The sequence below is a fragment of the Streptomyces sp. TLI_55 genome, from assembly GCF_900206255.1.
Lineage (GTDB): Bacteria > Actinomycetota > Actinomycetes > Streptomycetales > Streptomycetaceae > Streptomyces > Streptomyces aquilus.
Window position 1 is genome coordinate 144,957 of record NZ_OAOJ01000001.1, and the last position, 18,538, is coordinate 163,494.

Below are 18,538 nucleotides of genomic sequence, written 5' to 3' on the forward strand. Positions count from 1 at the left end.
CATCCCCGAACCCCCTCCTCCGAACCCGCATCGCCCGCAAGGAACGCCACCCATGCCCCACCCCACCTCCCTCCCGGTGATCGACCTCTCCTCCCCCGACCATGACGTGCTCCACCGAGCCGCCCGCGACGTCGGCTTCTTCCAGCTGGTCGGTCACGGCGTCACCGCCGCCGAACAGAACCGGCTGCTCAGTACCGCCCGCGCCTTCTTCGCCCTGCCCGAGGCCGACCGGCTCGCCCTCGACAACCTCAACTCGCCCCACTTCCGCGGCTACACGCGCATCGGCAACGAGCACACCCAGGGCCGGCGGGACTGGCGCGACCAACTCGACATCAGCAACGAGCTGCCCGCTCGCGTACCGGCCGCGGGCGAGCCGCCGTACTGGTGGCTGGAGGGGCCGAACCAGTGGCCCGCGGCCCTGCCCGTGCTGCGGGAGGTCTCGCTGGAGTGGATGGCCCGGCTCAGCGCGGTCGCCCACCGGCTGCTGCACGAACTGCTCGCGGCCATCGGCGGCCCCGAGGACTTCTACGACGACGCCTTCTCGGGCCACCCGCGCAACCACCTCAAACTGGTCCGCTACCCCGGGCGGGCCCCGCAGGGCGACGACCAGGGCGTCGGCGTGCACAAGGACTACGGCTTCCTGACCCTGCTGCTGACGGACGAGGTGCCCGGACTCCAGGTGGAGACACCGGACGGACAGGGCTTCATCGACGTGCCGTACCTGCCGGGCGCGTTCGTGGTGAACCTGGGCGAGCTGCTGGAGGTCGCGACGAACGGCTACCTCAAGGCGACGAACCACCGCGTGGTCTCCCCTCCCGGATCACGCGAGCGCTTCTCCGCACCGTTCTTCTACAACCCCCGGCTGGACGCCCGGATCGCCCCGCTCCCCTTCCCCGGCGCGTCGCACGCGACCGGCGTGACGCAGGACCCGGACAACCCGCTGTTCGCGGAGTTCGGCTGGAACGAGCTCAAGGGCTGGGTCCGCGCCCATCCGGCTGTGGTGAGCAAGCATCATCCGGAGCTGACCATCGCGTGACGGTCAGCGCAGCAGGGGCAGCAACTGGTCGCCGACACGGCTGATCTCCTGCTTGTAGGGGGTGTCGGAGAGGACGAAGTGGGTGATGCCGAGCTTGCGGTAGTTCTCCAGGGCCGTGGCGACGTCGGCGGCGGAGCCGACCAGCCAGGTGGTTCCCGCTCCCCCGCCGCCGAACTTCCCGGGCGTGGTGTACAGGCAGGTGTCGAGCACCTCGCCCCGAGCGGCGAGGTCGAAGAGCCGCCGCTGTCCCACGGCGGTCCTGCGGTCCCCCGCCCAGGTCAGTTCCTTCCCGCCCTCCGCCGCCATCCTCGCGACCCGCTCCTCGGCCGCGCGCCAGGCCTCCTCGGTGGTGTCCCGGACCACCGTGGTGATGCGCAGCCCGAACTCCAGCGGCCGGTGCCTGCGGCCCACCTGCTCGCTCAACTCCTTGAGCCGGTCAATCCGTTCGGCGAGTCCGTCGAGCGGTTCGCCCCAGAAGAGCTGAACGTCCGCCTCCGCCGCCGACACCCGCTCGGCGGCCTCGGACGCACCGCCGAAGTAGAGCGTGGGATGCGCTCTCGTACCGATCGCGTACGGACGTGGGGCGACCGTGGAATCGGCGACCTGGAAATGCTCGCCGTCGAACGTCACGTCCTCCTCGGTCCACAGCCGTCGTACGAGATGGAGGAACTCCCTTGTACGGTCGTAGCGTTGCGCGGGATCGCTGCGGGTGTCCCCGTACGCGGCGAGGTTGTCGAGGCCGCTGACGATGTTGACCAGGACCCGGCCGCGGCTGAGCTGGTCGAGGGTGGCCGCCGCGCTGGCGAAGTGAGCCGGCTGCCAGTAGCCGGGGCGGATCGCGATCAGGGGCTTGAAGGTGGTGGTCCGGGCGGCCAGCGCGGTGGCAACGGTGAAGGTGTCCGGTCGCCCCCACCCGGTTCCCAGGAGTGCGCCGCCCCAGCCGTGGTCCTCCGCCGTGCGGGCGAGGTCGGTGGAGTACTCGACGGAGCCCCAGCCGGTCGTCGTGTCGTCACCGCGGTGCCCCGGCTCAACGGTGTTGGGGATGTACCAGAGGAATTCCGGGCTCATCAAGCTTCCGATCGCTGTGTGCGGGGTGGTGGCCGTCGGAGGGCGCCTCGGGGCACTGTGCGCGGATCGGTGTCGGACGCCCGGGACGACCGGACGTACGTCCTCTCAGGTCAAAGCGGACGCGACAGCACGCGGCAGTGGAACGGCGAAAGGCACCAGGAGGATCAACACTGGGCGCTGGACACGCGTACGAGGTCGACGCATCGCTCGCTGGTGAGCAGCAGGACCTCAGGCATGCGATCGAGTCTCCGAGTGATCGATCGGAATGTCAATGTGCCCGATCCGCAGCGGCACCGCCGGTGTGGTGCCGCCCGCCAACTGCCGCTTCCCGCCTGGTTGTATTTCTCCTGTCCCCAGTTCCCGCCTGAACGGACCCTCCACGCATGAGTTTCGGCGCCCCTTCCCACCGAGCGGCCGACGACCGCTACGAGAAGCTCGGCGACTACCGCAGGGCCGGCGCCTCGGGTCTGCGCCTCCCCGTCTTCTCGTTCGGCCTCTGGCAGAAGTTCGGCACCGACCGCCCCTACGCGACCCAGCGCGACATCGTCCTGCACGCGTTCGACCTCGGCATCACCCACTTCGACAACGCCAACCGGTACGGTCCACCTGCGCGCGCCGCCGAGAAGTTCTTCGGCACCGTGCTGCGCAGGGACCTCGCTCCGTACCGGGACGAGCTCGTCCTGTCGACGAAGGCCGGCAACCCGCTCGGCCCGAGTCCCTACCTCAAGGGCGGTTCCCGCAAGTCACTGCTGGCCTCGCTGGACCACAGCCTGCGCGATCTCGGCACCGACCACGTCGACATCTTCTACAGCCACAGCCCCGACCTCTCCACCCCGCTGGAGGAGACCGTCGGAGCCCTGGTGACGGCGGTCCGGTCAGGAAAGGCGCTCTACGCGGGCATCTCCAACTACACCCCTGAACGGGCCCACGAGGCAGCGGAGTTGCTTCGCAGGGCAGGAGTCCCGCTCGTGGTCCACCAGCCGCGCTACTCGATCTTCGACCGCACCCCGGAGCTCAACGGTCTGCTCGATCTCGCCGACCGGGACGGGTTCGGCCTCGTGGTCTACAGTCCACTCGCCCAGGGACTGCTCACCGACAAGTATCTCGACGGCACGATCCCCCCGGACGCCCGCGCGCGCGACAGCGCCTTCCTGTCGCCCGACGTCATCGACGCCACCTACCGCGAGCGGGTCACGGCACTCAACGAGATCGCCCGGCAGCGGGGCCAGTCGCTGGCGCAGCTGGCGCTGCAGTGGGTCCTGCGACAGCCTCAGGTGACCAGCGCGCTCATCGGCGCGAGCTCCACGTGGCAACTGGACCACAACCTCAAGGCACTGGAGTTCCCGCCACTGACGGACGAGGAACTCGGCCTGATCGACCAGCACGGCGTCCACGGAACCGGCTCACGCTGACAACTCACGTTCCCCGTGCGCGACTTCACAGGCTTGGAGACCCGGTTTCGAGGAGTCGCTTCCGCAGCACGGCGGCGCCGGATTCGGCGAGCCAGTCCGCGAGCGTGCGCAGTCCGGGATGGATGACGCGCAGTGCCTCGATGTCGGCGTTCCAGCGTGATCCGGCCGCCCAGCGTTCCCGCGCCCGGGCGATCTCGGGGTTGAGTGCGGTCGCCTCGGCGTGGGTGATCTGCTCATAGCGGATCGCGGCACCGGTGGCCTCGCTGATCGCGGCGACCGCCTCGGCCGGGGTAGGTGCGTCCCCGGCCAGCTCCAGACTCCGTCCCGCGTACCGGTCGGGCTGGTCGAAGGCCAGGGCCGCGAACTCGGCGATGTCCTCCACCGCGATGATCTGGGCAGGCTCGTCCGGCGGGAAGATGTGCCGGTGCACGCCGTCGGTGATCCCGTCGATGTCGATGGCCGTCGAACCGAGATAGTTCGACATGAACCGCACCGGGCGCAGCACGGTCACCGATCGGATCCGCTCCCGCAGATAGTCCTCGATGCGCTTCTTCCCCTCGGAGCCGCCCGGACGGCCCGGTGTGGACGCGACCCCCGTGAACACGACGTGCTCCACTCCCACCACGGCCGCGGCATCGGTCAGCGCCCGGCCACGGGCGAACTCCTGCTCCGTGTCCAGGCCGGTCGGCCCGTACGCCACGGGCGGTACGGCGAACAGTGCCGCTGCTCCCTCCAGCGCCGCGGGCAGACTCGACGGGTCGTCGAAGTCGCCGCGCACGAGTTGCGCTCCCGCGCTCTCAAGTGCCTTGGCGGCGGGGGCGGTCGTGTCCCGCACGAGCGCCCGCACCGGCCTGCCGGCCGCCAGGAGCCGGTGTGCGGTGGCGCCGCCCTGCCGGCCGGTCGCACCGGTCACAACGACCAAGCGGTCTGTGGTCATGTCGTCCTCCACCCCGGGATGGTCGGTGGGTGCGGTGTGGTGTGGTGTAGTGGGCCCCGGGGGCGATGTGGAATGCTCCACCCGGTTGAGTGGTACGGACAAGGGATTGCGTGACATGACGGCAGCTCCCCAGGACGCCGGCCGGGCCGATGCCCGCCGTAACCGCCGCAAGGTGCTCGCCGCCGCCTCGCAGGCGTTCGACGAGCACGGCCTGGACGTCTCACTCGGTGCGATCGCACAGCAGGCGGGCGTCGGCGCCGGCACCGTGTACCGGCACTTCCCCAGCAAGGAGATCCTGCTGGAGGCCGTACTCGCCCAGCAGGTCGACGACCTGGTGGACACCGCTCGCCAGTGGGCGGCCCGAACGGACCCCACCTCGGCATTCTTCGGCTTCCTTCTGGACGTCGTCGACACGTCCGACGGCCGCAAGCACGCCTGCGACGCCCTGACCACGCACACGAACTGGCCACGGCCGAGCCTGGCCGCGTCGGCGCGACGGTACCGCCAGGCACTTGAGCAACTGCTCCGCGCAGCCCAGCACGCCGGCGGCATCCGCACCGACGTGACCACGGACGACGTCTCAGCCCTCACCGTCGGGTGCGCGACGATGCGGGCCGCCCACCGCGACCCGAACCGCGGCACCCGCATGGTGCGGCTCGCCCTGGAGAGCCTGCGGGCACCCTCGTCCGTCACGCAAGGGTGGGGCTTTCGTGACACTCCCGGCGCGCTGCACACAGCGTCACAGTGCGAGGAATGCGGCGCCTGGTTCGAGCTCCGGCCCACCGGCCGCCCGGCCCGGTACTGCGGAGCGACCTGCCGACAGCGAGCGCATCGACGCCGCCTCGGCACGGCCGGCATGCCTGATGGAGGACGGGGCGCTGGAGCCGGAGACGTCGAGTAGGGCGACGTCCCGACTCCGACGGACCGGTTTCGCAGGCTCTACCGTCCTTGCACTTTCCCTATAATTCCTATCGGATTACTAGGGAAAGAAAGATGTCCGGTCCTCCCGGTGCGTGGAGACACCGCGCCACACCAACGACCTCGAGGAGACCACCGACATGGGCGTTGCCACCAAGCCGTCCCAGCCCGCCACGGCATCCCACCGGACAGGGCCCGGCCCCGCCCACTGGTTGCACGTGGCCCATGAGATGGCCGACGACCTCGCCACAGACGCCCCGGCCAGGGAGCACGCGGGCAAGCCCCCCTTCGAGGAGGTGTCCAGACTCCGTGAATCCGGACTGCTGACCCTGCTCATACCGGCCGAACTCGGCGGAGGCGGCGCGGACTGGGCCACCGCGTACGCAGTCGTCCGGGTGATCGCGGCCACCGACGCCGCCATCGCCCAACTGCTGGGCTCCCACTACTTCCTGTCATGGAGTCCCCGGTCCTTCACCGACCCCGACCTCGCCGCCAGTCTGGAACGGCTGTCAGCGACGGAGCAGTGGTGTTGGGGAGGAGGTCTCGCCGCGCAGGATGTCCCGCTGATCCTGAGCAGGAAAGGAAGGGGCTATGTACTCGAGGGCCGGCAGAGCTACGCCACCGGAGTTCTGATCGCCGACCGCCTCATGGTGCGGGCCGAGCGGGCCGGCAACCGCGAACCGGTCGCCGTCGTGGTCGATCCCACGCATCACGGGGTGCGGATCGACACCGCGGAAGCCTTCGGTCAGCGACTCGCGGCGGGAGGCGACGTGGAATTCGACGCCGTGCCCGTCGCCGCCCGCGACGTGCTCGGCTCGCTGGCCGCCGACGACGACGTGCTGTCACCGTCGGCCTCTCTGGCCTCGCCGATCGGGCGTCTCCTCTCCGTCCACCTCCTTCTCGGCCTCGCCGAAGGCGCACTCGCCGAAGCGCGCGAGTTCAGCAGGGCGGGCCAGTCGTCCTGGCGCTCCTCCTGGCCGGACGGCTCCCCCCAGGATCCGCACGTACTGTCCACCTACGGGGAACTCACGATCCTCACCCGCTCCGCCGCGGCCCTCACCGAACAGGCATTGGCAGCGGTCAACACCGGACTGGCCCGCGCCGAAGACCTCACCTACGACGAGTACGCCGAGATCTCGGTCCACGTGACGATGGCCGAAGCCGCCGCTTCCAGGGCCGCGCAGGAAACCACCCACCGCGCCCTCGACGTCGTCGGCTCCCGCTCCGCCTCCACACGGCTGGGCCTCGACCGCTTCTGGCGCAACGCCCGGGCCCACACCTTGCACCGGCCCGTCGCCCACCAGTTCCGCGACGCCGGGGACTACTTCCTCAACGGCGCCCACCCCCCGTTCGTCCTGCCGGCCTGACGGTCAGGGACAGGGTCGGTGCTCCCCCGTGCCCTCGCGCCGCCGCCTCATTGCAGTCGCGTGAATTCGTGAACCGTTGATCCTGGGCCGACGCGCCATGGGACACGTGACAGGCCAAGTACCCCACCCTGAACGGGCCGGACCGCCCAGCGGGAGCCAGTATGCGGACTCATCGAGAGGAACCCGCACGCTCCGCCTGACCCGCTGTTGGCGCGGCGGTGCTCGCCGAGGCCACATTGCCCACGGCTCGCTTGAAGTCGGGGCAGTCGACGAGCGGTTCGTGCGCGCAGACGGCCGCGTGCCGCAAGCTGTCGCGGAGCCGGGTGAGCCGGCCGATCTGCTCGTCGAGGGCGTCGGCCTTGGCGGTCATCCCTGTCCGCAGGTCCGTGTCGGACGGCCGTGCCTGGAGGAAGCGGCCGAGTTCGGCGACGGTGAATCCGGCGCTGCGTGCGCAGGTGATGAGCGCCAGGCGTTCGAGGACGTCCGGGTGATAGGTGCGGCGCAGCCCGTTGCGGCCGGCGGGAGCGATCAGGCCCTTCTTCTCGTAGAAGCGCAGCGCCGACGGCGCGAGTTGGCTCCGCTGTGCGACCTCGGCGATGTCCAGCAGCGACGCGTCCATCAAAGCCTCCTTGACTTGAACCGCGGTTCAAGTCGCAGCCTAGTCGCCATGAGGATCCATCACTTGAACTGCGGATCGGTCCGCACCATCGAGGCCACTTACAACGGCCCGCAGCCCGCACCCGCCGTCAACCACTGTCTGCTGATCGAGACCGACACCGACGGTCTGGTTTTGGTCGAGACCGGGCTCGGCCTGGCCGACGTCCGCGACCCGATCGGCACGCTCGGCGCCGAGTGGGTCGAGATGGCGCAGCCCACGCTCGCCGAGGAGGAGACGGCCGTACGGCAGGTCGCCCGGCTCGGGTACGCGCCGTCCGACGTCCGCCACATCCTCGTGACCCACCTGGATGTCGACCACTGCGGCGGCCTCCCCGACTTCCCTGACGCTCAGGTCCATGTGCTCGCCGCCGAACTCGACGCGGCGCACGCGGAGTCGCCCAGTTTCCGCTACCGCCCGGCTCACTGGGCACACGGACCCCGCTGGGTCACCTACGAACCCGGGCCTGGTGATGAATGGTTCGGCTTCACCGCCGTACAACCGAAAGGACTGCCACCGCAGTTCAAGCTGGTCCCCCTGGGCGGTCACACCGCAGGCCATACCGCGGTCGCCGTGCACACCGGCGACCGATGGCTCCTTCATTGCGGCGACGCCTACTACTACCACCGCGAACTCGAGGACGCGAAGGAGCCGCACCCTCTGCTGGACCTCGTCCAGACGGGCGCCGAGGTCCACCGCGATCTGCGCCTGGGCACCCAGGCCCGACTGCGTGAACTGCTCCGCGACCACGGCGACCGGGTCGAGACCTTCTGCGCCCACGACCCATGGGAGTTCGCCCGCTACCAAGGCGCCGACCGGGGGGCCGATCCCGATCTTTCCGTGTAACCGCCCGGCCCGACGACGGGTACCCGGACGTCGGTGTCCCGATCCGCAATCCGCTAGGCGGTGAACATCGTCATGATGGCGGCGATCCTTCCGTCGCGCACGGTGATGACGTCGATCCCGCGGACCGCGGGTGCGCCGGGCGGGCCGAATGCCCATGCGAGTGCCCCGGTGTCGGGCCCGGCGTAGCGCCGGCCGTCCTCGGTGAAGTCGAAGTCGGCAGGAGCGTTGGCGAGGAGCTCGGCAGCCTTGTCCGCGAGGGCGTCGCGCCCGGTCGTGGCGCCCTCGGGGTCGGTGAAGACCACGTCCGGGGTGTAGAGGCGGTCGATGGCCGCGCGCCGGCTTGCGGCGTCACGGTTGCCGAATACGTCGTGCAGGTTGGCGGCGAGCAGGTCGGCCACGTTGCGCATGATTCCTCCAAGGGTGTACCGGGCGACCGGGACGGCCGGCAGAGTTCGGCGGGCCGTCCCGGTGCACTGGTGTCAGGCGGCGGATGAGGGATGGTCGGCTGTGATGGTGATGGTCAGATCTGGCTTGCGCCGCCGTCGACGTATATCTCGGCACCGGTCATGTAGCTGCTGGCCTCGCCGGCGAGGAAGAGGACCGTCTCGGCGATCTCCTCGGGGCGGCCGAGGCGCTGCATGGGGACTCCGGCAGCCAGGCCCTGGAGCAGCTGTTCAGCAGCCTCGGGACCGCCCGCGAGACCGCTCAGGCCGGGTGTCTCGATCGGGCCGGGCGCGATGCTGTTGACGCGGATACCGCGGGTGACGAGTTCCGCCGCCCAACTGCGGGTCAACGAGCGCAGCGCGGCCTTGGTCGCGGCGTAGACGCTGAAGGAGGCGGCGCCCTTGGTGTCGATGTTGGAGCTGGTCAGGATGATCGACGCGCCCGGGCTGAGCAGCGGGAGCGCCTTTTGCACGGTGAACAGGGTGCCTGCGACGTTGGTGTTGAAGGTGTCGGCGTAGTGGTCCCAGGTGATGTCGGGCAGCGCCGCGAACTGTCCGCCGCCGGCATTGGCGAAGACGATGTCGAGGCTGCCGTGCTCCCGGATGCGGAGGAAGAGGCGGTCGAGGTCGTCGAGGTTGGCGACATCGGCTCGTACTCCCGTGGCGCGGTCGCCGATGGAGGCCACCGCCTCGTCGAGTGCCTGCTGCCGTCGGCCGGTGAGGAAGACGTGCGCGCCTTCTGCCGCGAGCCGTCGTGCGGCGGCCAGGCCGATGCCGGAGGTGGCACCGGTGACGAGGGCGGTCTTGCCGTCGAGCTGACCCATGAGGGGCTCTCCTTTTCTGTACCGCTCGGTACTTAAGTCGTTCACCCGTGGAGAACCGCGGCATGGGAGCAGCTATTCCGTACCGAGCGGTTAAAATTTTGGAGACCTACACGGGAGGGCGTCATGGCGGTACGCGGCAGACCTCGGGGCTTCGACGCGGAGGCCGCGCTGGACCGTGCCGTGGAGGTCTTCTGGCGCCAGGGCTACGACGGCGCCTCGCTCGCCGACCTCACCGAGGCGATGGGTATCAACCGCACGAGCATGTACGCGGCGTTCGGCAACAAGGAGGAACTCTTCCACCGTGCCGTCGCCCGCTACGCCGAGGCCGACATGGCCTACGCCCGCGAGGCTCTCGCCGAGCCGACCGCCTACGCGGTCATCGAAACCTTCCTCCGCGCCAATGCCGACGCCCTCACCCGCCCCGACCGTCCTTCCGGATGCCTGTCCGTGCAAGGCGCCCTGGCCGAGGGCGGCGACAGCGGCCGCATCGCCCGATTCCTGGCCGACAGCCGCCTCGCCGGCGAGCACGCCCTCGCGCAGCGCCTGGCCCGTGCCGTCGAGGAAGGTGATCTGCCCACAGGGACCGACCCTCACGCACTGGCCCGCTATGTCATGGTCGTCAGCGAAGGCAACGCCGTACACGCGGCGGCCGGCGCGGCCCGTGCAGCCCTCCACGCCACCGTCGACATCGCCCTCCAGGCGGTTCCTCGGCCTCATGCTCGGGCTGGCGCCTGACAGCTGTCTCTGGGGCGGTCGCCGGAATCGCTGCTTCATCACTCACTTCGGACGGCCCGTGATCGCACACCCTGAGGTGCTGCGGGCCGCACTCGCGGCCCGCAGCACCTCAGGGTCGGTGTTCTCGTCGATGGCGTACGGCTCACCAGCCGCCTGTCACGGGAACTGTGTGATCTTGGAGGGGATGGTGTCCGTGCCGGAGGTGGGGGCGCCCGTGTCGTTGACGACGTGGGCGTACTGACCCTTACCACCAAGGGAGATCACCTGGATGCTGTGCAGCTTGATGCCGGACTTGACCGGCACCTGGAACCCGTGGCGCTGCACGATGGAGGGGTCCGAGGTGTAGTTGCAGTAGCTGCCCAGACCCCAGGCCTCATGGACGTTGACCGCGTCGGCGACCTTGTAGGCGGCGTAGCCGACGATGCCGTCGTGGGTGATGGCGGCGGCGTTCGGGGCGTCGTAGGCCTTCTCGTTCTGGAAGAAGATCGTGCGCCCGCGTTCGCCGTTCCACAGCACGTCGTACTTGTTGAAGTGCTCGACGAACAGGCCGGTGGTCAGGACGTCGTCGCCGTTCACGACCAGACCGTAGTCGGCGCGGTTGGTCTCCCAGCCGACACCCTGCCCGTGGTCGGCGCGCCAGATCCATGTGTGGTCGACGACGACGTCATCGCTGTTGATGACGACGGAGTTGGTCGCGAGGCCCGGGCCCGCGCCGCCGATGCGGATGAACACGTCCTGCATGGTGGTCGGGTTCGCGGAATGATCCGCCGCCGCTCCGGCGGGGCCGATCTGCAGCAGGGTGTCGGAGCGGGTCGCGCCGGCGTCGATGAGGAATCCGGCGAGCCGGACCCCGTCGACGTCCGCTACGTGCATGGCGTCGATGCCGCCGTCAGGTACCAGCGTGGCCAGGCCCAGGCCGAGGACCACCGTGTTGGACCGGGTGACGTTGATGGTCTGGTCGAGGTGGTAGACACCGGGGGTGAACAGCAGGTTGAGCCCTTGGGCCAGCGCCTGGTTGACGGTGGCCGCCGTCGCCCCCGGCTTGACCACGTAGAACTGGTCCAGCGGGAGCGAGGTGCCGGCGTTGGCGGGCCACGACACGCCGCGTGCGTTGGTCCGCTTGGCCGGCACGAAGACCTTGTAGGTGGTGCCGTCGAGGTAGAGGAACGGCTTTTCGCGGGATATCGGAGTGGTGTCCAGCGTGGTGTACGGGCCGGTGTCGAAGTTGGTCGCGGGGGCGCCCTGGACCCCGGTGAAGGTCATGTTCCACACGCCGTTGGTCCAGCCGCCGACCGAACTGTCACGGGTGTACCACTGCTGCTGCGAATACGGTCCCACGGTGCCGTCGATCTTGGAGTCGGCGATGTAGCCGCCAGAAGCCCAGCCGTAGCCGTTGGGGGCCAGGTTGAGGCCGCCCTTGACGTGGATGCGACGGAAGGGGGCCGCCTGGGCGACGGCCCAGCGGTCGGTGCCGTTGGACGGGGTGAGGGCGAGGTTCTCCGCCGAGCGCCAGAAGTTCTGCGTCGCGTTTCCGTTGAACCAGCCCGCGTCGACGGTGATGTCGCCGTTGATCTGGGTGTCGTCGGGGTTCATGCCGAGGCCTGAGATCGACGTGTAGAAACCGAGCTGGGCGTTGATGCCGTTGTACGTGCCCGGCTTGAGGAGGAACTGGTAGCGGCCGGAGCCGAACTGGGCGGACTCCTGCTGGGTGAAGACCTGGTCGAACTTCTGCTGCAGGTTGGGCGTGGAGGGGTCCACGACGATCACGTTCGGGCCGAGATCACCGCCGCCCTGAATCGGGCCACCGGTGCCGCCTGACGTGGTGTGGACGGCGAACTCCCACAGCGAGTAGCCCCAAGAGGTGGCGCGGGCCGTGCCGAGGACGCGGACGTAGCGCCCCGTGCCGCTCACGTCGTAGGAGACGCGGCCCCCCGTCGCGCCGGTGACCGTCTTGAGGGTGCTCCAGTTCTGACCGTCGGGGGAAGCCTGGAGCTGGAAGTCCTTGCCGTACGCGGCTTCCCAGTTGAGGTCGATCCCGCAGATGTCCTGGGAGGAGCCGAGGTCGACGCGCAGCCACTGCGGGTCGGCGGCCTGGCTGGACCAGCGGGTGGAGTCGTCACCGTCGACCGCCGCGGATGCCGGGGTGCCGGCGTTCTCCGTGGAGGACGCCGAAGCGGTCTTGCCCTGCGCCGAGTTGGCGGTTGAGCAGGCGGCGGGCTGGGTGGTGCCGGGCGTCCCGAACACCTGGAACTCCCAGAGCGAGTATCCCCAGGGGGTGGCTCTGTGGATGCCCTGCATACGGACGTAGCGGCCCTGGCCCGAGACCGTGAGGGTGTCGGTGCCGCCGTCCCCACCGGTGACGGTCCGAAGATCGCTCCAGGAGCCGCCGTCCGGCGAGACCTGGATCTTGTAGTCCGTGGCGTAAGCGGCTTCCCAGTTCAGGACCACCTGACTGATCGAGGCCGCGGCCCCCAGGTCGACCTGCAACCACTGGTCGTCGGTGGCGGCCGAGGACCAGCGGGTGCCCGTGTCGCCATCGACCGCGGCGGCGGCGGGAGTTGCCGCGTTCTCCGTCGAGGACGATGCGGCTGTCCTGCCCTGGGACAGGTTGGCGTCGGCCGCGAGGGCCGACGGTGGTGCGACGACAGGAAGGGTGATCAGCGCCACCGTACTGGCGAGCGCGATACCGAGAGATCTGAGTCTCATGCCATGTTCCCCTGGGGGTGGATGAAGGATCGTCGTGAAAGGCCGTGCTGCATGCGGGGTGCGGGGTGCGGCGCGCAATGTGGTGAACGATGCAACCACGTTGCGCCGGCACTTAGTTCACATCTTGATTTAAATGTTGACCTCAGTGTTCGGCAAGCCCTGGGACATCAGAATCCGTGCAAGTCGTGCACGCTCCAGGCGCCCTGACCCACCGTCAGCCTTCAGGGGGTGATGCCAGGGCAGGCCCGATGAAGCCGGCTGTGCCCGCATGAGCTGCGGCTTGGTTCTCAAATCTCACCTGCGGAACCAGAGGCGCAGGCCCAGCTGCACCTGCGCGCCATTCAGGCAGGCGCGTGGCTGTGCAGTCCGGCGTCGGAACGAGGGGGTGGCCACCGGTGCTTGGACCGGTGGCCACCCCTTCGCCAGGCGGGGTCAGGCGGTTGGCTACGGCCGTCATCACGAACCCTCAGTCCACCCACGCAACAGCCGCGACCGAAGTGGAGATCCACGTAGCGGTGCAGGCGCCACCGCAGGGTCAGGGTCAGCCGACCAGATCGGCGCGGTGCGCCGCGAAGTAGTCGGCGACCGGTGCGGCCGGCCGACCGGTAAGCCGCACGCGGTGGCCCGTGGCCTCGGTCAGCGCAGCAGCGATGTCTGTGTCCGTCACTGCCTCGGGCCCGGTGACCTCCAGGATCTCCCCCTGGCTGCCTCCCTCGGCCAGGACGGTGGCGGCCACGGCAGCGCTGTCGTCAAGGGTGAGATGGCCGATGCGCCCGTCCCGGCTGTTACCGGGAAGGACTCCGGTGGCTATGGCCCTGGGGGCCACGCCGATCAGGGTCAGCATTTCGACCCAGACGTTGAAGCGGACTACCGCAAAGGGCGGCCCAGAGTCCGCCAGCAACCGTTCCGTGGCCCTGTAGTCGGGGACAAGTGGGCTGGGGCGTCCCGGGACTTCGGCGCGGGTGCGAGAGGTGAAGACGACGTTCCCCACACCCGCCTTCGCGACGCCCAAGTCGGCACTCCTCTCCGGAGTGCGGGACAACGCCAGGACGCGGGCGGCGTCGGTGCGCTGGACGTCGTCCCGTAAGAAGGCACATTGATGTCACCCCTCCCTGAAACCCCGGCAGTCAAACCCGTCGGCGGCGTCACGGTGCTGGTAACCGTCGACGACCACCAGCGGTGTCCGGCAACGGCGCTGCTGCGTCGTGTCGACGACAAGTGGAGCCCGGTACTGCTGTCGCTCCTGGCGCAGCGCAGCCACGGGTTCAACGAACTCGACCGGTCGGTCCAGCGCATCAGCCGCCGCATGCTGGTGCGCACGCTGCGATCGCTGGAACGCGACGGACTCATCAGCCGCACCCTTCACCCCGGCACAGCCGCCCACGAGACCGAGATGCGGACAGCACGCGCCCGATACGACGCCGGATCCTGACCCACTCCCCACGAACCCGCGTGGGTGTGGACGGACCGCTGAACCCGTTTGCCGCGAAGCCGCACCGTCGACTCGAGGGCTCTCAGACGCACCGTCTGCTGACCCCGGCGCCGGGAGGCCGCCGAGCGCCGCCAACTGGCGGAGTGGGGGCTGCCGAACAAGCCCGTGAAGCCGCTGCGGGTGTGGCTCAACCCGGATCATGGATCGGCGCTGGACACACTTCCCTTCGACCCGGCGTGGGCGACAACGCGGGAAGAAGAGGCGGCGTTCGCCTGGGTAGACGACGAGATCACAGAGGCGGAGGATCGGTGTCAGACTTTTATTCCGAACAGCTTTTCCGCATTTCGGAACGCGATTTTCTCCTTGGCTTCGCGCGGTAAAGCGACCGCCCGGAACCAGTCGGTCTGGGTTTTCATGTCCGCAAACGGGTAGTCGGTTGCAAACAGTACTCGATCCACACTTATGTACTTCAGCAGGAGATCGAGCAGTTCAGTCTGAGGGAATGCACTGGTTGTGAACCAGAAATTATCATGGAAATACTGCTCGAACGGCTTTTCCAGGCTCTTCTCGGTCACTTCGCTCATCTTCTCCACGATGCGTTTGTAGAAGAACGGAAGACCCTCTCCCATATGGCCGATGATGATCTGGAGCTTGGGATATCTGTCGAATACCCCTGCGGTGATCATCCGGAGGCACTGGGTAACGACTTCCTGGTGCCATCCGTACGCAGAGATACTGAGAACCTGATCCTGGAACTCCTTCTGATATTCCGGCCGCATATTGCTGTAGTAGATCTGGAAAACCTCGTCGGGCGGCAGGCCCGGATGGATGTATATCGGCACATCAAGGGCTTCGGCGCGCGCCAGCAGGGGATCGAAGTCGGGATGGTCGAGGAACTTCTTCCCGATGATTCCATTGGTCAGACACCCCAGGAAGCCATCTTCCCGAACTGTGCGTTCCAGTTCGTCCGCCGAGGCCTCCGGACTCTGCAGCGGCAAGGTTGCAAATGCCTGAAAACGCCCTGGATAAGTGGCCATCGGTCCATCGACGAGCATCTTGTTGAGACGATACGCAAAATCGATTCCCTTCGAACCTGGGACATTCTGCACACCTGGCGTGTGTGCGGAGAGGATTTGAACGTTGAGCCCCGCCTCATCCATAGCGCCGATGCGGCGCTGACCGATCTCGGCAAGACCAGTATCCTCGAGGAACAGTCTGTCGTTCAGCACCATCAACTCATGAGTGGAAAAGGTCTCTTCCGCGCCAATGAAAGGCAGGTCCTGGTCGCGCAGCGAATATTCCGAGGTCTCGCCCGCTCCCGCACGGGAGGCAATGGCATGCGTGGAGAAGCCCGCACCAACGCCAAGTGCCGTGCCGGCCAGAAAGCCGCGGCGTCCCATCGTGAAGTGCTTCAGAGGGTTTCCGTTGGACTTCATGTCCATTTCTCCTCAAGTGTTTGTGTGGTGCGGTATCCATGCGGCATCCGTCCGCAAGACACTTCAGATCGCCCCTTCGTCGTTACCAGGCGCTTCCGAGGGCGCTGCGTCCACTGCCATCACCAGCCGCTTCCATACGGGTTGCAGCGCTCATCTGGATGCGTACTTCGTACCGAGCGAACCTGAGACGACTGTTAAAGCGGTGCTCAGGCCCGTTGGCCGAACCATGTGCCCAGCGCACGCACCAGCGTGGTGGCGTCGAGGTCCTGCCCGGTAAGCAAGTCCAAGGCGACGAGTCCGTCGGGCCGGATCAGCAACGCCCTGCGCTCGGTCGACGAGGCCAGCAGAAGCCGACGCCCCTCATGGAAAGGCCTGTCCCTCCTCAAGCACGTGCAGGTCGGGAGCGATCAGTGAGCTCGGGATCGCCGGCACAGCAGCAGGGGCGGTCCCGACCGGGGTGATCTTCTCCCGTCTCGCCACCATCGCGGCCCGCTCGAGCGTGGTGAACCGCTCCGGCTCGACGGTCGAAGTCCGGCAGTCTGCTGCCGGCATCACCAGCGCGTCCTAGACCTGCGCCTGACGGAGTCTCACGAGCGACGTTGGTACACCGTGACCTTGCGGCCGTGGCCTCTTGATTCTGTGCAGCGGACGAACTGGTCGGCGAGGACTTGCAGTTTGGCCCGGTCACGGTCAGTCGTGGGCGCGGACACGTGGTCGTCACTGACAACGATGATGCGGTCCGCGGCCAGCATGGCATCTGCAATCTCCAGCGGTGGCCTCTCCCGCCCGTACAAGGTGCCGGAAGCAGAGGGATCTTGGGCCAGGGCAACGTCTCTGGTTTCGGTGAACGCGCTCGGCGAGACTAGAGCGGTGTCGCGACGCGCTGCAGGTATGAACAGCACCGCGTCTCCCGGCTGACGGGCGCCCGCGACGTCGTGGGCCGCGAACAGGACATCATCAACACGGCTGCTCGCGCTGCGCATCGATATCTGAACGGGAAGCAGTCCGACGAAAGCGATGGCCAGGACTGATACGCCGATGCGCTGGGACGATGCCCGAAAGCGCTTCGTCATCCCCTGCCAGGCTCCCCCGATGAGCAACGCAAGTCCCAGGTAGCTGAAGAGAACGTAGCGAGTCTGGTAGACGGGCTGAGCGAACGACACCGCCACCAGCAGGAGCGGCGGAAGTCCGAGGAGCGGCAGGGCGACGGCGATGAGTGTGGGCTGGGCGCCGTGAGCAGTACGGGCAGCCGTCTCGGATCGTGCGCACCATGCGCAGGCTGCCCCTATGAGCAGGGGCAGGAGAAGGCTGAGGAGGGTACTCGGCTTGACCGGGGGTATCCAGGCGATCTGCTGAGCCTGCGCCTGGCTCGCGATGATGAGGGGCAAAGTGCACAGCACGACGGTGCACGCGGTGACCATCCAGCGTCGAACGACGGTGGTTGCCGGTCTCGTCACGACGATGGTGATCGCATGTGCGGTCAGCATCAGGAGCGAGAACCAGTTGAGCAGCGCCGCGGTCAGCGCGACGGCGCCGTACGCCGTCCAACGGCCTCGGGCCGGATCGTCGATCGACACGACGAGCAGCCAAGTGGCCAGGGCCGCACAGAGCATGACCAGCGCATACGGGCGCCCCTCTTGGGCGTACCGCTGAACGGCGGGCAGGAGCGCGAAAGACAGGCCCGCCGCCAGTCCCGCATACCGGCCGGCCAGGCGTGAGCCCAGGAGGACGATCACCGCAGCGGTGCACGTGGTGGCGGCGACGGAAGGCAGGCGCAGCGTGTAAAGACTGTCGCCGAAGAGCTGGAAGACGCCGTGCATGAACAGGTAGTAGAGACCGTGAACGACGTCGATCTGCCCCAGCAGGTGCCCGAGTTGGGGCACGGTCCGGTGGACCGCCGTCCACGTCGCCGCCTCGTCACGCCACATGCTGTTCTCGCGGGCGATCCCCCAAAGGCCAAGGATCAGCGCCAGGGCTGACACGCACAGCACGTGCAGCCGCGATGACGGCACGGTGGGACTCGTAGGCATGGGGAACTCCAGGAAGCGGCCATCAACACGCCGCTCCGATCACGGCTGCAAACCACGCTAGAGTCACGAATGATCTTGATCGTCCCCTGCCGGGACGAGCCTCGATGTCCCTCACAAGTACTGAGAGGTCCCCGCATCACCATGGAGACGTAGATCTGAAGTACCGGCCGCACACGACGAAAGCGCCAAGCGCCGCCTGATAATTGATCTTGTGGTGAGGCGTGGCGTGACCTGCCGGCACCGATGCCCTGTCCCTCTGGACCGACGAGGCTCCGCTCTGGTCTCGCTCGCACAGCAGGCGCAGCTGCCCCCGGAGTCTCCGTGCTCTCCCCTGCCGACCGCAGCCACGTGCTGTCCCTGCCGCCGTCTCAGCCTCCGTGTGGGACGCCTCCGCCGACGTACCCCACATCCGCTACTCGCTGAATGTCCAGGACGAGGCCCTCACCTCCGCCGCCTGGCGCCGAACGGCAACACGCTGTGGACCACCGGCACCGCCACGACTCGCCGCTGGCCCACGTCCTACGCCGCTGCGTGACGCTGTGCCGGACCCTGGGCGAGGCCGGTGGGCGCCGTAGCGACGCCCGCCGGCTGCCGAGCGGCACTCCGCAGCAGGCAGCTGGGTCCGGGCGACAGCGGTACGGCGGCTTCCCACCGCCCGGAGGCCGGACGGTGGCCGCCGAGACCACGGCAAGC

18 protein-coding genes are annotated in these 18,538 nt (G+C 68.3%); 8 read left to right on the forward strand and 10 right to left on the reverse strand.

Annotation, left to right across the window (positions count from 1 at the left end):
• The first annotated feature begins 52 nt into the window (after positions 1 to 52).
• Complete coding sequence (locus CRP56_RS00770) at positions 53 to 1,036, forward strand: isopenicillin N synthase family dioxygenase (RefSeq protein ID WP_097259493.1); 984 nt, start codon at positions 53 to 55, stop codon at positions 1,034 to 1,036.
• Positions 1,037 to 1,039: 3 nt separating this feature from the next.
• Here CRP56_RS00770 and CRP56_RS00775 read toward each other — a convergent pair whose 3' ends face one another.
• Entirely contained in the window at positions 1,040 to 2,104 is a 1,065-nt protein-coding gene (locus CRP56_RS00775) for an LLM class flavin-dependent oxidoreductase (protein WP_097259494.1), read from the reverse strand.
• 383 nt (positions 2,105 to 2,487) lie between these two features.
• Between CRP56_RS00775 and CRP56_RS00780 the strand changes: the two genes are divergently transcribed.
• Positions 2,488 to 3,516, forward strand: coding sequence for an aldo/keto reductase (locus tag CRP56_RS00780; protein ID WP_097259495.1), 1,029 nt, complete (start codon positions 2,488 to 2,490; stop codon positions 3,514 to 3,516).
• A 25-nt stretch (positions 3,517 to 3,541) separates the two neighbouring features.
• Here the strand turns inward: CRP56_RS00780 and CRP56_RS00785 are convergent, their stop codons facing one another.
• The gene (locus tag CRP56_RS00785; protein WP_097259496.1) at positions 3,542 to 4,453 is read right to left on the reverse strand and encodes an NmrA/HSCARG family protein; all 912 of its coding nucleotides are present in this window, start codon (positions 4,451 to 4,453) and stop codon (positions 3,542 to 3,544) included.
• Positions 4,454 to 4,568: 115 nt separating this feature from the next.
• Here CRP56_RS00785 and CRP56_RS00790 point away from each other — a divergent pair, with 115 nt between their 5' ends.
• Together CRP56_RS00790 and CRP56_RS00795 are read left to right on the forward strand one after the other, a co-directional pair.
• Positions 4,569 to 5,354 carry a TetR/AcrR family transcriptional regulator gene (locus CRP56_RS00790; protein ID WP_097259497.1) on the forward strand — a complete coding sequence of 262 codons (786 nt, stop codon included), beginning with the start codon at positions 4,569 to 4,571 and terminating at the stop codon, positions 5,352 to 5,354.
• 157 nt (positions 5,355 to 5,511) lie between these two features.
• Positions 5,512 to 6,738, forward strand: a complete 1,227-nt coding sequence (locus CRP56_RS00795; RefSeq protein ID WP_097273557.1) for an acyl-CoA dehydrogenase family protein — start codon at positions 5,512 to 5,514, stop codon at positions 6,736 to 6,738.
• A 169-nt stretch (positions 6,739 to 6,907) separates the two neighbouring features.
• On the opposite strand, the gene CRP56_RS00800 is transcribed toward CRP56_RS00795, so the two are convergent.
• Entirely contained in the window at positions 6,908 to 7,357 is a 450-nt protein-coding gene (locus CRP56_RS00800; RefSeq protein ID WP_097259498.1) for a MerR family transcriptional regulator, read from the reverse strand.
• A 48-nt stretch (positions 7,358 to 7,405) separates the two neighbouring features.
• Here CRP56_RS00800 and CRP56_RS00805 point away from each other — a divergent pair, with 48 nt between their 5' ends.
• The gene (locus tag CRP56_RS00805; RefSeq protein WP_097259499.1) at positions 7,406 to 8,239 is read left to right on the forward strand and encodes an MBL fold metallo-hydrolase; all 834 of its coding nucleotides are present in this window, start codon (positions 7,406 to 7,408) and stop codon (positions 8,237 to 8,239) included.
• 53 nt (positions 8,240 to 8,292) lie between these two features.
• Here CRP56_RS00805 and CRP56_RS00810 read toward each other — a convergent pair whose 3' ends face one another.
• Complete coding sequence (locus CRP56_RS00810) at positions 8,293 to 8,646, reverse strand: nuclear transport factor 2 family protein (RefSeq protein WP_097259500.1); 354 nt, start codon at positions 8,644 to 8,646, stop codon at positions 8,293 to 8,295.
• 113 nt (positions 8,647 to 8,759) lie between these two features.
• Positions 8,760 to 9,506 (reverse strand): SDR family NAD(P)-dependent oxidoreductase, encoded by a 747-nt coding sequence (locus CRP56_RS00815; RefSeq protein ID WP_097259501.1) that lies wholly within the window; start codon positions 9,504 to 9,506, stop codon positions 8,760 to 8,762.
• 123 nt (positions 9,507 to 9,629) lie between these two features.
• On the opposite strand from CRP56_RS00815, the gene CRP56_RS00820 reads away from it, so the two are divergent.
• On the forward strand, positions 9,630 to 10,241 hold the full coding sequence (locus CRP56_RS00820; RefSeq protein ID WP_097259502.1) for a TetR/AcrR family transcriptional regulator: 612 nt from the start codon (positions 9,630 to 9,632) through the stop codon (positions 10,239 to 10,241).
• Between the two features lie 156 nt (positions 10,242 to 10,397).
• On the opposite strand, the gene CRP56_RS00825 is transcribed toward CRP56_RS00820, so the two are convergent.
• Together CRP56_RS00825 and CRP56_RS47435 are read right to left on the reverse strand one after the other, a co-directional pair.
• Positions 10,398 to 12,947, reverse strand: a complete 2,550-nt coding sequence (locus CRP56_RS00825) for a discoidin domain-containing protein (protein ID WP_097259503.1) — start codon at positions 12,945 to 12,947, stop codon at positions 10,398 to 10,400.
• Positions 12,948 to 13,488: 541 nt separating this feature from the next.
• Positions 13,489 to 13,791: a hypothetical protein gene (locus CRP56_RS47435; protein ID WP_179850917.1), complete on the reverse strand. Its 303-nt coding sequence runs from the start codon at positions 13,789 to 13,791 to the stop codon at positions 13,489 to 13,491.
• 127 nt (positions 13,792 to 13,918) lie between these two features.
• On the opposite strand from CRP56_RS47435, the gene CRP56_RS48160 reads away from it, so the two are divergent.
• A complete protein-coding gene (locus tag CRP56_RS48160; RefSeq protein ID WP_257039952.1) occupies positions 13,919 to 14,047 on the forward strand; it encodes a hypothetical protein in 129 nt (42 codons plus the stop codon).
• Entirely contained in the window at positions 14,047 to 14,379 is a 333-nt protein-coding gene (locus CRP56_RS00835; RefSeq protein WP_257039953.1) for a winged helix-turn-helix transcriptional regulator, read from the forward strand. Before CRP56_RS48160 ends, CRP56_RS00835 begins: the two co-directional genes overlap by 1 nt.
• A 311-nt stretch (positions 14,380 to 14,690) precedes the next feature.
• On the opposite strand, the gene CRP56_RS00845 is transcribed toward CRP56_RS00835, so the two are convergent.
• The 3 genes from CRP56_RS00845 to CRP56_RS00855 form a co-directional block, all read right to left on the reverse strand.
• The gene (locus CRP56_RS00845; RefSeq protein WP_097273559.1) at positions 14,691 to 15,815 is read right to left on the reverse strand and encodes an amidohydrolase family protein; all 1,125 of its coding nucleotides are present in this window, start codon (positions 15,813 to 15,815) and stop codon (positions 14,691 to 14,693) included.
• A 206-nt stretch (positions 15,816 to 16,021) separates the two neighbouring features.
• Entirely contained in the window at positions 16,022 to 16,201 is a 180-nt protein-coding gene (locus CRP56_RS49235; RefSeq protein ID WP_373559621.1) for an aromatic-ring hydroxylase C-terminal domain-containing protein, read from the reverse strand.
• 201 nt (positions 16,202 to 16,402) lie between these two features.
• Positions 16,403 to 17,845 carry a glycosyltransferase family 39 protein gene (locus CRP56_RS00855; RefSeq protein ID WP_097259506.1) on the reverse strand — a complete coding sequence of 481 codons (1,443 nt, stop codon included), beginning with the start codon at positions 17,843 to 17,845 and terminating at the stop codon, positions 16,403 to 16,405.
• Positions 17,846 to 18,538: the final 693 nt, after the last annotated feature.

Excerpts from the sequence above, each read along its gene's own strand:
- CRP56_RS00770 (WP_097259493.1), top strand. The coding sequence starts at position 53 with ATGCCCCACCCCACCTCCCTCCCGGTGATCGACCTCTCCTCCCCCGAC.
- CRP56_RS00775 (WP_097259494.1), bottom strand. The coding sequence starts at position 2,104 with ATGAGCCCGGAATTCCTCTGGTACATCCCCAACACCGTTGAGCCGGGG.
- CRP56_RS00780 (WP_097259495.1), top strand. The coding sequence starts at position 2,488 with ATGAGTTTCGGCGCCCCTTCCCACCGAGCGGCCGACGACCGCTACGAG.
- CRP56_RS00785 (WP_097259496.1), bottom strand. The coding sequence starts at position 4,453 with ATGACCACAGACCGCTTGGTCGTTGTGACCGGTGCGACCGGCCGGCAG.
- CRP56_RS00790 (WP_097259497.1), top strand. The coding sequence starts at position 4,569 with ATGACGGCAGCTCCCCAGGACGCCGGCCGGGCCGATGCCCGCCGTAAC.
- CRP56_RS00795 (WP_097273557.1), top strand. The coding sequence starts at position 5,512 with ATGGGCGTTGCCACCAAGCCGTCCCAGCCCGCCACGGCATCCCACCGG.
- CRP56_RS00800 (WP_097259498.1), bottom strand. The coding sequence starts at position 7,357 with ATGGACGCGTCGCTGCTGGACATCGCCGAGGTCGCACAGCGGAGCCAA.
- CRP56_RS00805 (WP_097259499.1), top strand. The coding sequence starts at position 7,406 with ATGAGGATCCATCACTTGAACTGCGGATCGGTCCGCACCATCGAGGCC.
- CRP56_RS00810 (WP_097259500.1), bottom strand. The coding sequence starts at position 8,646 with ATGCGCAACGTGGCCGACCTGCTCGCCGCCAACCTGCACGACGTATTC.
- CRP56_RS00815 (WP_097259501.1), bottom strand. The coding sequence starts at position 9,506 with ATGGGTCAGCTCGACGGCAAGACCGCCCTCGTCACCGGTGCCACCTCC.
- CRP56_RS00820 (WP_097259502.1), top strand. The coding sequence starts at position 9,630 with ATGGCGGTACGCGGCAGACCTCGGGGCTTCGACGCGGAGGCCGCGCTG.
- CRP56_RS00825 (WP_097259503.1), bottom strand. The coding sequence starts at position 12,947 with ATGAGACTCAGATCTCTCGGTATCGCGCTCGCCAGTACGGTGGCGCTG.
- CRP56_RS47435 (WP_179850917.1), bottom strand. The coding sequence starts at position 13,791 with ATGCTGACCCTGATCGGCGTGGCCCCCAGGGCCATAGCCACCGGAGTC.
- CRP56_RS00835 (WP_257039953.1), top strand. The coding sequence starts at position 14,047 with ATGTCACCCCTCCCTGAAACCCCGGCAGTCAAACCCGTCGGCGGCGTC.
- CRP56_RS00845 (WP_097273559.1), bottom strand. The coding sequence starts at position 15,815 with ATGAAGTCCAACGGAAACCCTCTGAAGCACTTCACGATGGGACGCCGC.
- CRP56_RS00855 (WP_097259506.1), bottom strand. The coding sequence starts at position 17,845 with ATGCCTACGAGTCCCACCGTGCCGTCATCGCGGCTGCACGTGCTGTGC.